This window comes from Bacillus cereus group sp. BfR-BA-01349 (assembly GCF_022663795.1).
In the GTDB taxonomy this organism is placed as follows: Bacteria; Bacillota; Bacilli; order Bacillales; family Bacillaceae_G; genus Bacillus_A; species Bacillus_A cereus.
The window spans coordinates 1-13751 of the sequence record NZ_JAKUGE010000045.1; the positions used below are offsets into that span (position 1 = coordinate 1).

Below are 13751 nucleotides of genomic sequence, written 5' to 3' on the forward strand. Positions count from 1 at the left end.
GTTCTTCTAATTTTCCCCATAAAAAATCCCCTCCATAATAAACAGTAAAGTAACTTTCTTTCAACTGTCTACTATAAGGGGATCATATCAAAATACAGGGATCATCTTCTTATACTGTCTAACTTTTTTACATGTCCTTTGCTAGACTCATGCTTTTTATATTTAAAGTGAATTATTTGCAATCACAATTATGTTTTTTAAAATCAATTACCATACGCCCTTGAATTCTACCTTGTTCCATTTCTTCGAATACATTTTGTACTTTATCTAGAGAACAAGTTTGAACAACCGGCACTACTTTTCCTTCTGCCCCGAACATAAACGCCTCTTCCAAATCTTTACGAGTACCAACTAGAGAACCAACTACTTCAATTCCATCCAGTACAAGTCGTGGGATGTTTAAGTCCATTGTTTCTACTGGTAGCCCTACTGCAACTACTTTACCGCAAGCACGTACTGCATCAACTGCTGAGTTAAAGGCTACTTTAGAGACTGCTGTTACTACCGCAGCATAAGCGCCACCAAACTCCTCTTGCACAATTTTATCAGCAGGACCTTGAGAAATTGGATTGATAGTCATATCAGCACCAACTTCTTTTGCTAAGGTTAATTTGTCATCATTAATGTCTACTGCGATTACCTTTGCACCAAATACATTTTTAGCATATTGGATAGCTAAGTTCCCTAATCCACCGCAGCCATAGATTACAATAGGTTGACTAGGTTTAATATCTGATACTTTAATAGCTTTATATGTAGTTACACCAGCACAAGTAATTGATGATGCTTGAGCAGGATCTAATCCTTCTGGTACTTTTACCGCATAATCAGCTGTAACGATACATTGTTCAGCCATACCACCATCCACTGAATAACCAGCGTTTTTAACTTCACGGCAAAATGTTTCTCTACCAGTTACGCAATATTCACAACGTCCACAAGATTGGAACATCCATGCAATACTTACACGGTCACCTATCTTTAGTGAAGTAACATCATCAGCTATTTTCGTAACAATACCTACACCCTCATGACCAAGAATACGGCCATCAGTGTTACCAAAATCATGATTCGCAACGTGTAAATCAGTGTGGCAAACTCCACAATATTCTACATCTACTAACGCTTCACCTGAGTGTAACGGACGTAATTCTTTTTCAATCACTTCGATGTTTGCTTTGCTGTTTTTATTAACCACTACTGCTTTCATATGTGATCTCCCCTTTAGTGTTTTAGCATTTTAATGAGTTTATCTCACAACTACTTTCTTCACTACTTTGGCTAGTTATTGTACCAAATTTAAGTGTTCAATCATCATTACATCTTCATCATAACATGACACTTCATAAACAACTTGTGAAATTATGAACAATATTTGAATCATTACACAAATCGGTCTTTATTTTAAATTTTTAAAAATGAGAGTTTATCATTGACTATAAGTAAGTCACATATTTCTAAAAGAAAATAAATTAACAAACTTCTTACCGATAAAAAAGCTCTTCACTCAATATTTTCTACATGTAAACACTTAGTTTCACAGTAATATCCTTTGCCACCAACATAAACTTTTTCTATTTTATTTTTGCTATTGGTTGCTAATTTAACTAATATTTCAGAAGGCGAGTGTAAAGAATAGCCTTGTTCAAATACATAGACTTCTTTTTGCAAGTAGTGCTGTTCATAAAGGTAGCAAGCTAATGCACCGTTTGAAGTTCCAGTCGCTGCTTCTTCATTGATGTCGTATAGCGGAGCAAAATTTCTGCATATAATTCGATTGTCATTAAAAGTATATAGATGCATCCCGACAACATTATAATACTTGCTGATTTCTTTAATTTTTTCAAAATTAGGTTGCAGTGCATGTAATTGTGTTTCACTTTTTATAGGAATTAAAATATCTTTTAAGCCCGTGGAGACAATTTGAATTGGGTATTTATTTTCTATATCTTTACTATCAAAACAGTCGATGAACTCGTTTGGAGATACAACATCATAGAATATCGGTTTATTTTGTTCCATGAATATGATGTCATCTTTTATAGTAATAGTAAGAACACCGCTGTTCGTTTCAATCGTATAGCGATTCCTGAAAAGTTTATTTAAATGCATCAGTATCGCGAAAGAGCCAATTGTGGCATGACCACATAAATCAACTTCTTCTTTTGGTGTAAAATACTCAAATTTATAATCAGCAATTTCAGATTCTGATATAAATGCGGTTTCCGCATAGCCCAGTTGTTTGGCTATTTCCATTTTTTGAGTAGTGGTCAATGTATTCTCAATAAATACCACTCCTGCTTTATTTCCGCCTTTATGATCCTTGCTAAATGCACTTGCAACATAAACAGATATTTTCATAAGACACCTTCCTCACTTATAGTAAATTGTAGTATAGAAAGCACTACATATAAATGCTATTGGATAAATTATCTATAAATTAAGAGACAAACTATTTTTAGTATTTGAACTCTCCAAAAATAGTTTGTCTACAGTCTGAAAGCTCTTCATTTGAAGAGCTTTTTTTATATTCGCTTCATCGAAATCGTTTCACGTATACTTTGTAAATTTTTTAGAGTTTCCTCTTGTCGTTGCAACGACAACCCTACATACAAAGTATCTAATAAGCTTAACTGTGCTAATCTTGATGAACTTGCTTCTGTGCGGAATTCAGTCTCACGTGTTGATGTATATAACGTTATATCAGCAAGTTGACTTAATGCTGATTTCTTATAGCTCGTAATCGCAATAATTTTGGCTCCTCTTGCTTTCGCTACTTCTAACGCTTCAAGTAATCCTTTATTGCTACCAGAATGAGAAATACCAATAACAACTGAATTTTCCGAGAGTAAACCTGCCCCCATAATTTGAAAATGCGAATCAGTATGAGCGATACAAGAAATACCCGTTCTCATAAACTTATGATACGCATCCATTGCAATAATACCAGAGCCACCATTTCCATAAAACTCAATTCGACTTGCTTCTTGTAAGGCTCGTACAGCCTGCTCAAGTGCCGTTTCATTAAGCAAATGTAAAGTATCTTGCAGTCCTGTAATATGCGAATGAAAAACTTTTTTAGCAACAGTTACCATACTATCTTCTGCTGATACCTCTTCATGGATATTTTGCATCGGTGTATGTACAATTTCACGAGCTAATGTAATCTTTAAATCTTGAAAACCTTGCAAACCAAGGTTTTTACATAAGCGGAATATCGTAGCTTCGGAACTATTCGTAACTTCAGCTAATTCTGTAATAGATTTATGTACAACATCTTGTGGATGTTTCAAAATATGTTCGGCAATACTTCGCAATTTCGGTGATAAACCATTTAACGAAGCCTGAATCTTTCCAATCCCACTTCTTGTACCAGGCATAGCATATCCTCCCCTTCCATCGTAGCTTTATCCTGTAAAAACCGATTAGTTGAACTAATCATCAGTGGGGATGGTCCTCCACTGATTAGCGTTTCACTTTATTGTACCTAATTATCGAAAGAAGAAAAACCTATATTAGGGATTACTATAATTTTTAATTGCTCCTATGTATTCTGTCATACGATATAACAGAATTATTCATGCTTATGAATAATTCTCTCCATGTTTCACTGCGTATAATGCGGCTTGCGTACGATCATCCACTTCCAATTTAGCTAAAACGTTTGAAACGTGTGTTTTCACAGTTTGTTCTGTAATATGAAGTTCTGCTGCAATCTCCTTGTTGCTTCTTCCTTTCGCAATTTCGCGAAGTACCTCTTGCTCTCTTTTCGTTAACATTGAAAAAGGATTTTCTACTTCCTTCTTTACTGCAGAACGCCCCATTAATGCAGGTGTTACTTTCGGGTGAAAATTCGCATTTCCTTGATGTACTGCAATAATAGAAGCGACAAGTTGCTCAGGTTGTACTTCTTTTAATTGATAACCATCTGCTCCAGCTTCAAGTGCTGGTATAACATAATCTTGCTCTGAAAAACTACTTAATATAAGTACCTTTATTGTCTCATCATATTGCTTTAGACGTTTTGTTGCCTCAATTCCATCCATTTTCGGCATCGATACATCCATTAGTACGACATCTGGTCTTTCTTTTTGCACGAAATGTAATGCCTCTTCGCCATTTTCCGCTTCCCCAATAATTTCAAATTCTTCTCTCGTTTTCAAAAAGAATACAAGTCCTCTTCGAACGATATGATGATCCTCAACTAGTAGCAATTTAATCTTCAATCTTATTCTCCCCTTCAAATCGGCAATTGAATTTCTATTTTTGTACCCTTTTTCAGCTCCGTTATAATTTGAAACGATCCCTTCATTAACTGAATACGTTCCTTCATACTTTTCAGACCAAGTGCTGATTCCCTTACTTGTTCTTGTATAAATCCTATTCCATTATCTTCTATGTAAAAATGTAACTGGTTATTTTCTATTTTCAAAAGAATATGTACCTTTTCACACGAAGCATGCTTTTTACAATTATGTAGCGCCTCTTGGCTAATACGCCATAAAACTTCTTCTATTTCATCCCCCATTGAAACCATCCCATCAATTCGAACTTCCACTTGAACTCCTAATAACTTCCCGTAATTTTGAATTGCTTCTGCTAATCCTTTCTCCAATCCTTCAGGTCTTAATTGCCAAATTAATAGCGTCATCTCTTGTAATGCTTCTTGTGATAATTCCCCAATATAACTTAACATCTCTTGCAATTCTCTATCTTGCGTCATATTCAGAGTACCTTTCGCTGTTAGCATAATAGAAAATAACAATTGTTTTACTGAACCATGTAAATCACGTGCAAGTCGATTTCTTTCCGCTACCACTACATATTTACGTTCTTTCTCAACTAACTGAATACGTTGTATTGTCGTTCCAATTTGAAATGCAATTGATTCTAATAATGCTAACTCTTCCTCTGAAAAATGAGTCTTATGAGGTGCAGCCACATTTAGTAGACCAAATTTTTCTGATCCAGACCTAAGCGGAATTGTCGCATGATGTGTAACATCTTCTGTCTCTCCCCAATTACATTCAATTGCATCTTCTATTCGCTTACATTCAATAATATTAGTCGCTTTTTCCAATCTCCCCTTTACAAAACGTTCTACACACCAACAGTTTCCTTCACACATCGGCTTCTTCTCTTGCCACGTAAGAGCTTCTGGTAAATTTTCGTCTACAAGCATGCTATGCTTTCCACTTTCATCAATAAAGAATATCCACCCTGTTTGTAAATTCATTACTTGTAACAATGTATGCAACACTTTTTCTAACATATCCTGTAAGTTTGTTGCTTCATTTAATAATTCAGCAATTTCTTTTAATGCTTCTAAACGATGCATCTCTTTTTCTTCAAAATTCATTTTCCTCACCAACTACAATTATAACATTAAGAAATTTCTAAATTCTATAAATGAAAAAAGAACCGAATTCCTTCAGCCCTTTCTTTATATCAATCATTTTATTATTGTTATTCTATCCAATGTCGGAATCAGAATTTTTGTTAACAAACGATTCTACTTTAGCTGTCCGATAAAGATTGTCCACCATGGATATGCTGTAAACCTTCAGTAGTAACAACCATATTCGCTGCTGGCATTTGCACTTGATTTTTATGGAACATAGACATTAATTCAAATCTTACTTGTCTAGAAGTTTCAAAATAATCTTCTGGCTTTATTAAACCTGTAATACAAAATTCATAGCCAACATATTTCAAGTTAGGATTTAAGTCTGTAACACCGACGTATTTAAATGGTTCAACAGCCTCATCCTCTACTCTATAAAGAGTTTGATTCAATTTTTCATTGCATATAACACATACTTCTTCTAACAATTCCTTCACTCTTGTTGGATCTTCCTGATAACTTACCGTGATGCGTTCAATTACACGCATCCATCCTTTATTAAAATTTTGTATCGTTCTAATCTCTCCGTGCGGGATGGTAAGTAGTTTTCCTGACCATTCACGAATTTGCATAAAACGAATACTAATCTCTTCAATAGTTCCTGAATTTGTTCCGTTAAAAGTTACAAAATCACCAACTCGAAACTCTTTGTCCGCTAATCTTGCAAAACCTAATATAACATCTTTTAGCATCTGTTGTGCAGCAAAACCGATGACAACTCCAGCTATCCCTGCACCTGCAATAATACTTTTTATATCTACAAATTGGCTAATTAAATATATGATAAGACTGATGATAATGATATATCTAAAAATAGATCGAATTACACTTTGAATCGTCTGCTCTACCTCTTCATCAAAAAAGCTTGATTTCCTAAAAAACCAATCAATAATACGGTTTATTACAAACGAAATAATGATTAAAACTAAAGCAAATAGTAAAAATCTTAAAAGTAAAAACTCCCTTACATAATTAAAAAATTCTTCAGTATACGTTAATAAACTCATCCATCCACTTCCTTACTAATTAAGAAATTCATAATCGTCTCAGTTTTTTCTAGGAAAATCTATTATCCTAATCTAAAATGCCACTACCCTTACTATGTATTTTGACTTTATTACTAATTCAGTTTATACAGTATGTCTAGATGTTCTTTTCCTTTCCCTTTAAATATACCCTTTTTAATAACCTAAGGGGGAGCAAATCGTGAAATTTTTTCAACGTTACAACTTTATTCAGCTCATTACGATTTCAACTAATTTATTCATTAACTACGTAAAAAAAGAGCTGAATTTATCAGCTCTTTTATTCGATATTAATTGTTGTCTTACTGCTTTTTTCTTCTTTCAATTTTGGCAATTCAATTGTCAACACGCCATCTTTATAATTTGCTCTAACATTTTTTTCCTCAACTTGTTTAAAACTAAAGCGTCGAGTTACAGAACCTATAGAACGTTCTTTACGAATATATGTGCCATTCTCATTTTTTTCTTCTACTTCATTATGGTTAGTTGCTTGAATCGTTAATACATCTAGTTCAAAATCAACTTGAATGTTTTCTTTTTGAAAACCTGGTAAATCTGCTTTCACAGTATATTTATCAGATTGCTCATGAACATCTACTTTAAAAGTATCCATGTTCAGTGGCTTAAAGAAAGCATCTGTCATCCCTTCTAATAAAGAAGGCCCAAAATCAAAAATACCATTTTGACGTTTTGTTATCTCTGGAAATAAATTACGCATATTTTTTCCTCCTTATTATTTATGAATGAAAGATTATCTCTTTCTGCCTTTATTATAACATTTGGTCAAAAAAGGTCAAAGTTTTTATTTGACCTTTTTTGATGTATATTTTACCAAATAAAACACATGAGATATTTGACATCTCTCATCTTTATAAAGAGGAATATATTTATATAATAACGAATAGTTTATATGCTCTTATTTTTCCTTAAGGAGGTTACCTACAATAGGGTATATCGAAGAAATTAGAGAAGTTGTCGGATCAAGACCACTCAATTTAGTAGGCGTTGCGGTAGCTGTTTTCAATGAACAATGACAAATAAAAGAGACCTTTTTAAAGGCCTCTTTTTTATTTCACTTCTGCATGTAAACAAGATTTAAAATGTCCAAGTGCAAATTCATGTCCTTGCGCATTAAAAGATGCAACTGCCTTTTCATAAACAACAATTTTAAACCCTTTATTATACGCATCTACTGCTGTATGAAGAACACAAATATCAGTACAAACACCTACAAGATGAACTTCTGCTATTCCTCTTTCTCTTAGCTTCATCTCTAAGTCTGTTCCTGCAAATGCACTATACCGTGTTTTATCCATGTAATATACATTCTCTGCATTTTTATATGTTTCGTACACATCTTGTAATTCACCAAACAAATCTCTTCCATTTGTACCAGCTATATTATGAGGCGGGAATAACTTTGATTCTGGATGATATACATCATTTTCTTCATGTTTATCAATAGCAAAGACAACGTAATCTCCATTTTCAATATATTGCTTCGTTATATGTACAATTTCCTTCTCAATTTCCTGTCCTGGTTTCCCGCATGTTAAAGCGCCTTTCTCAGCTACAAAATCATATGTATAATCAATATTTATAAGAGCTCGTTTCATTACTATCTCTCCTTCTCCTGTTTCACAGTAAACAATAGAAAATTTGTTATTACGACATCGTATGTACTATTCGACATTTCAAATGAAATACCTACATTTTTCTTGCAAAACTCACCTTAATCCGAGTTTATCATAAAGTGAAACTTTAATCATTGGAGAGGTTGTTCATCTCCAATGATTATCAGCCCTCATCAATCGTGCATTTACAGGCAGTTGATCTCCCACCTAATCTCCTCACCTATACCGAGTTTTAAGGTAAGGTCTTACTGCCCGTTAGTGCGGGATATAATAGATAAACAATGGTAAAACAAATAGCTCCTATTAACAAGTCATGAATTTGATAATTGAGCGTTATTTGCATAAACTCTTGTATCGTAAACCAAATTACTGCCATCATTAGGCTAATCAAAATGATACGAATACACCGATTCACGTATTCAGCCTCTTTCTCTGTCATAGTAGTAACAAGTGATTACTTCCTATTTAATCGTATTAGAAAATGAAATAAGCTATTCACTCTTGCACACTCTAGTCCAAACAAAAAAGCACACTACTTTTTGAGTAATGTACTTTTTATTCATATTAAGACGCTGGTTTTGTCTCAAATGTTGCTTGATTAAAACTAATAACCTTTCCTTTCGGGTCATTGTTTTCATACTGAACTGCAGTAATTGTATGACTACCTGTTTCCAGCGTTTTTTCTTTTAACTGCACTGTTGTCTGCGTTGTACTAGTTACTTGATGTTTATCCGTATACATTTGATCTACAAATACGAATGTTTCTTTATCACTTTGAAAATTAGAAAGTTCTAATTCAACTTGCTGAATTAACGTATCCTTTTTGATGAATACAGTCGGTATATTGCCGTTTTCAGAAGTACCATCTGGAGTAATAACTTTTACTTTCCCTTCTCCAATTGACATTGCTCCTTCAGGAAATACAACCATATTCTCATCACTTGCGTTTACAACTTGTTCTTCCTGTTTTGATTGCGCGTCCTCTTTTTCCTGTGGAGCACCGCAACCAACTAATAACAATACAGACAATCCAGTGATTATGAATTTTTTCAAAATTCATCCCCCCTGTAACTTCATTATAATTTATTATACAAAAATAACTTTTAAATTTTGAGACTACTTTCAACACTTTCATGAACAAATAGAATCTTGCTCACGATTAATGTATCATACTTTCCTTAATAGAACATTAATTTTTTTATGAAATAAATAGTAATTCCCTCTTATCTATCATTTTAGCCCAACATATGAATTACATACCCTCAAAAATAAAAAGACATTGTTAGTTCAATGTCTTTTCTATACAGCAATTAAAAAACACACGTTGTAATCTCATCTACTTCTTTTCTTGGAAGTTTCTTCGGTTTATCTTTCGGAAATCCGAGTGAAATAACCATATTTATTTGTTTTTCAGGCTCAATTTGTAAATATTGGCGCAGTTCATCTTGAGCTAGCAATACTGGCCCTGTCATTGGACAAGTACCAAGTCCCTTTGCATGTGCAGCTAACATTAAGTTTTGTGCCGCTAAACAGCTACTCTTAATGCCTTCTTCTTCCCAAACTGAATCTGGAACAAAAGCAATTGGATCAAATATCTTTTCACGGAACTTTGATTCATATGGTGTTGCCAAACATACGATTAATACTGGTGCCTCCGAGAAAGCTGTTGCATATGGTCCGAAAGAACGTGTAAGTAATTTCCCTGCTTTCTCTTCTCCATTTTCTGCTGCTTTTGTCGCAAGTTTATGTAATGCATCCCATGTCATTTGTTCAATTTCTTTAATCTTCTCTCGATTCATGATAACTAAGAATTCCCACGTTTGTGAATTCGTATCACTTGGTGCGTAACGAGCACAATCAATTATTTCTTTTATATCATTAGTAGATACTTCTTGATCTGTAAACTTTCTAACACTTCGTCTTCCGTGAATTACTTCTTTAAAATCTTCATAATTCATATATTAAATCCCCTTTTTACAGCGTTTTCAAAACTTGTCCTATGCTTGAATTATATCATGAAAAAAAGCCGGAAGAATACCAGCTTTTTTCTTCATAATTAATTTGTCACTTTAAATAAACGAATACTCTCTTCGTATGCAGCTTGTAGTTTTTTCGTAATTGGTCCTCTTTCACCAGCCCCGAACTGTTCATCACCAATTTGAACGACTGGGAATATTTCAAGCGGCGTCGCTGTAAAGAAGCACTCCTCAGCGTCATATACTTCTTGTAATGAAAACTCTCGTTCCTCTACATCGATATGTAACTCTTTCGCTAATGTAATTACGTAGTGACGTGTAATACCATGTAAAATGAAATGATCCGCTGGATGTGTAATCAACTTATTATTCTTCACGATAAAGAAATTGGAATGACACCCTTCAGTCACAATGCCATCTCGTACTAATATTGCTTCTTGATACCCTTGTTCATTTATTTTGTTTTTGATCATGATATTAGGAAGCAAATTTAAAGATTTTATATGGCAAAACTTCCACCTGATGTCCTCTTCTACTGTCACCTTAATCCCTGCCTCCATTGAAGCAACTGGTCTTGGGAACGAAACAAGATTTGCAAAATATGTCGGTTGTAAATCTGATTCATATACATGATTGCGCGGTTGTGCACCTCTTGATATTTGTAAATATACATTCCCATCTTCTTGAAATTGATTTTTTTTAATCATTTGATATAACTCTTCTACTAATTCTTCCTTCGTAAATGGTGGAATTAGTTTTATTTCCGCCATAGAGTTAAAGAATCGTTCCAAATGTAAATCTAATAAATGAGGCTTGCCATCGTATAGTCTAAATACTTCATAAATCCCATCACCAAATTGGAAGCCTCGCTCTTCTAATGCGACCATCGGCTGTTCTTCCTTCGTATTAATCATTCTCCCATTAAACAAGATCCAATCTTTATGAGTAGCTTTCATTCTTCCCCACTCCTTTATCACATGATTGATTTTATTGTACAACTTATGACACCCTGAAAGAAGGAATTTTCTGTATTTTCACAAACAAAAAATACATCACTTCGTAAAAGTGATGTATTTTATCATTTATTTAAGGAAATATTTTTCAATATCATCTAACATAAGGTTCGCAGCTTTAATACCGCCTGCTGTATTCCAGATTACCTCATCTACTTGGAATACTTTGTTATTTTTAGAAGCCTGTAGTTGCTTAAAGAGTGGATCTTCTGTCCATTCCTTTGCTAACGAATTTCCTTCATTATTCTTATCTGCATCTTTATCAGACGTGAAATAGAATAAGTAGTCTCCGTCCATATTTGGAATCTGCTCTTTTGTAATTCCTTTTATCGCAAAATCATCTTTATCTTGTAATGGTGGTCGTTTAAATCCAATATCATTTAAAACAACGCCCGAGAATGAGTTTTTTTGATAAATACGAACATCACCTGGCACGAAACGAATAATAGAAACTTTAGAATTCAATTTATCGCCTAACTTCTCTTTCATTCCTTCAATGCGTTTTTTATAATCATCAAGAGCTTTTTGCCCTTCTTTTTCTTTATTTACAGCTTTTGTATAAAGTGTAAAGTTTTCTTTCCAATCACCGCGTAATGTTTCTGCATAAACAGTTGGTGCGATTTCTTTTAGCTGATCATATATTTTTTCATGACGCATTTTATTTCCGATAATTAAATCTGGCTTAAGCTTCATTACAGCCTCTAAATTAATATCACGTTCAGTTCCTACAACTTCCGTGTTTTTTAACTCTTTCGCTAAATGAGGATACCATTCATCACCAGCACGTGGTTTCGTAGTCCCCACTGGCGTTACGCCCACAGCTAGGAGAGCCTCTGCGCCTTCATTTGTTAAAACAACAACTTTTTTAGGTGTACCATTTACTGTCGTTTCACCCATTGCATGCTTTACCGTATATGGACCTTTTGCTTTCGCTGATATATTATTTTCTTTTTTCTCTTCTTTACTACATCCTGCAATTACAACCATGAGTATCATAATGCAGAACATAATTAGTTTTTTAGTATGTATCATATGTCCTCCCTAGATGAAATCGATTATCATTAACATTTAAAGATTAATGTATCTTACATACATTGTCAATGTATATAAGATAACTTTTTTTATATATACTATTTAGATTCTATCCGCTTTTCTAATGTTTCTTTTTAAAACATAGTGCATAAGTATGAAAAATAATGTTGTTATTAAAATGCGTATCCTTGTTATACATAACAAGGATACGCATCCATATTGCACTATCATTTCAATTCCTAATATTGAGTATACTTAATATACGCTGAGTCATTATATACCCACTGATTTCCCCCAAGGTTTAACCAACCATTTTCATTTATATATACTAAATAAGATTCTGGAGAATTTAATTGGCGGATAACTGCAGATGTAGTTGATGGACCACTTCTTAAATTTACATTCATCCCTTGTATATATGCAACCCCAATCGGGCTTCCATCACTATTGCTTGTCTTTACAAAATTAATGTACGAAGGATCATTATACACCCATTGTCCATTCCCCAAATCTAGCCATCCGTTACTTTCCTGATATACAACGTAAGATTCTGGAGAATTTAATTGACGAATAACTGAGGAAGAAGTTGATGGACCATTTCTTAAATTTACATTTTTCCCAAGAACATAAGCGATTCCCTTCGTTTGAGGTGTCGGTTGTGGGTTAGGGGGTTGTGGATTTGGAGCTACTCCCAAAATAGCTGCTATTCCATTTGCATACGCTTGACTTAGATCTTCAATAAATTGTGGATTTTTTAACAAATTCGCATCAAACGCTGTATCAATAAAAGCAGTCTCAGTTAAAATTGCATCCATTGCGGTTTCTCTTAATACCGCATAATTTTCTTTTTTTGCTCCTCGATCACGAAGACCGTATTTTATTAATACAGGATTGACAGCTGTATGCATTTTTTGTTGCTTTGCATATGCAGTGCTGCTATTGGATAACGCATTATAAATATAACTTTCAAAACCTGTACCCCCGCCGCTATTAATATGAAATGAAATAAAATAATCCGCACTGAAAGCATTAGCAATATTAGCACGTTCCGATAAAGAAATAAACACATCACTATCACGTGTCATTTTAATTGTAATTGGGTAATTTACCGTTAAAATGTCTCGAACGCGTCTAGCAATTTGAAGTGTTAAGTTTTTTTCTACTAAACCATTACCAACAGCACCAGAATCATATCCACCGTGCCCTGCGTCTATAACAAGTTTCATTTTATTGCCCCGCCCCTTTCTTGTAATATGTTCGCATTTCTACTCGTCCTATTTTATGTGAAATGTACAAGTTCTGTTACAATTGCAAATAAAAAAACCGCCTTATGTAAGGCGGTTTCTATCATCTTGCTTTAACCAATTTAAAATAAATATATACGATTGATAGTGAACATAACGTATGCAAAATAAAATAAATAAAAGTGCTATTCCAACACCACTATAAAGTGGACCAAACTTTAAAAAAACATTTACAAGTGGTGGAAAGTTCATTAGATTTTGTAATGTACTAAGCATACAAAACATAATGAAAAAGACAGGGATGTATTGTAATTCATATGGCTTTTTTTTCTTACTCATTCTTTTCCGAATGATTATATGACATAATTCTGCTACTATAAAGCACCCTCCAATTAATACAAGACCAGAAGTCATCGTCATACA

15 protein-coding genes and 1 pseudogene are annotated in these 13751 nt (G+C 33.8%); 1 reads left to right on the top strand and 15 read right to left on the bottom strand.

Going from position 1 to position 13751, the window contains the following annotated elements; all coding sequences use genetic code 11:
* Positions 1-172: 172 nt before the first annotated feature.
* From adhP to MR169_RS21235, 7 genes are all read right to left on the bottom strand, one after another.
* Complete coding sequence (adhP, locus tag MR169_RS21205; RefSeq protein WP_242319982.1) at positions 173-1210, bottom strand: alcohol dehydrogenase AdhP; 1038 nt, start codon at positions 1208-1210, stop codon at positions 173-175.
* Positions 1211-1503: 293 nt separating this feature from the next.
* Entirely contained in the window at positions 1504-2361 is an 858-nt protein-coding gene (locus tag MR169_RS21210) for a PhzF family phenazine biosynthesis protein (RefSeq protein WP_000704317.1), read from the bottom strand.
* 164 nt (positions 2362-2525) lie between these two features.
* The gene (locus MR169_RS21215; protein WP_001119646.1) at positions 2526-3380 is read right to left on the bottom strand and encodes a MurR/RpiR family transcriptional regulator; all 855 of its coding nucleotides are present in this window, start codon (positions 3378-3380) and stop codon (positions 2526-2528) included.
* 204 nt (positions 3381-3584) lie between these two features.
* Positions 3585-4226 carry a two-component system response regulator CasR gene (gene casR / locus MR169_RS21220; protein ID WP_000694629.1) on the bottom strand — a complete coding sequence of 214 codons (642 nt, stop codon included), beginning with the start codon at positions 4224-4226 and terminating at the stop codon, positions 3585-3587.
* 14 nt (positions 4227-4240) lie between these two features.
* Entirely contained in the window at positions 4241-5359 is a 1119-nt protein-coding gene (gene casK / locus MR169_RS21225; RefSeq protein ID WP_481746820.1) for a two-component system sensor histidine kinase CasK, read from the bottom strand.
* A 158-nt stretch (positions 5360-5517) separates the two neighbouring features.
* Complete coding sequence (locus tag MR169_RS21230; RefSeq protein WP_000055434.1) at positions 5518-6411, bottom strand: mechanosensitive ion channel family protein; 894 nt, start codon at positions 6409-6411, stop codon at positions 5518-5520.
* Between the two features lie 298 nt (positions 6412-6709).
* A complete protein-coding gene (locus MR169_RS21235) occupies positions 6710-7147 on the bottom strand; it encodes an Hsp20/alpha crystallin family protein (protein ID WP_001245049.1) in 438 nt (145 codons plus the stop codon).
* Between the two features lie 226 nt (positions 7148-7373).
* On the opposite strand from MR169_RS21235, the pseudogene MR169_RS21240 reads away from it, so the two are divergent.
* A pseudogene (locus MR169_RS21240) lies at positions 7374-7460 on the top strand (DNA mismatch repair protein MutT); the annotation flags it as partial.
* A 36-nt stretch (positions 7461-7496) separates the two neighbouring features.
* On the opposite strand, the gene MR169_RS21245 reads toward MR169_RS21240, so the two are convergent.
* The 8 genes from MR169_RS21245 to MR169_RS21275 all read right to left on the bottom strand — a co-directional run bounded on the left by MR169_RS21245 (position 7497) and on the right by MR169_RS21275 (position 13742).
* Complete coding sequence (locus MR169_RS21245) at positions 7497-8045, bottom strand: cysteine hydrolase family protein (RefSeq protein WP_242319983.1); 549 nt, start codon at positions 8043-8045, stop codon at positions 7497-7499.
* A gap of 250 nt (positions 8046-8295) precedes the next feature.
* On the bottom strand, positions 8296-8502 hold the full coding sequence (locus MR169_RS28380; protein WP_347408026.1) for a hypothetical protein: 207 nt from the start codon (positions 8500-8502) through the stop codon (positions 8296-8298).
* 125 nt (positions 8503-8627) lie between these two features.
* Complete coding sequence (locus MR169_RS21250; RefSeq protein ID WP_000713496.1) at positions 8628-9116, bottom strand: putative periplasmic lipoprotein; 489 nt, start codon at positions 9114-9116, stop codon at positions 8628-8630.
* Positions 9117-9373: 257 nt separating this feature from the next.
* Entirely contained in the window at positions 9374-10021 is a 648-nt protein-coding gene (locus tag MR169_RS21255) for a nitroreductase family protein (protein WP_242319984.1), read from the bottom strand.
* A gap of 98 nt (positions 10022-10119) precedes the next feature.
* Positions 10120-10995 (bottom strand): D-amino-acid transaminase, encoded by an 876-nt coding sequence (gene dat, locus MR169_RS21260; protein WP_000648387.1) that lies wholly within the window; start codon positions 10993-10995, stop codon positions 10120-10122.
* A 126-nt stretch (positions 10996-11121) separates the two neighbouring features.
* Positions 11122-12084, bottom strand: coding sequence for an ABC transporter substrate-binding protein (locus tag MR169_RS21265; protein WP_242319985.1), 963 nt, complete (start codon positions 12082-12084; stop codon positions 11122-11124).
* Positions 12085-12323: 239 nt separating this feature from the next.
* The gene (locus MR169_RS21270) at positions 12324-13310 is read right to left on the bottom strand and encodes an N-acetylmuramoyl-L-alanine amidase (RefSeq protein WP_044795542.1); all 987 of its coding nucleotides are present in this window, start codon (positions 13308-13310) and stop codon (positions 12324-12326) included.
* 102 nt (positions 13311-13412) lie between these two features.
* Positions 13413-13742: a hypothetical protein gene (locus tag MR169_RS21275; RefSeq protein ID WP_242319995.1), complete on the bottom strand. Its 330-nt coding sequence runs from the start codon at positions 13740-13742 to the stop codon at positions 13413-13415.
* Positions 13743-13751 lie beyond the last annotated feature (9 nt).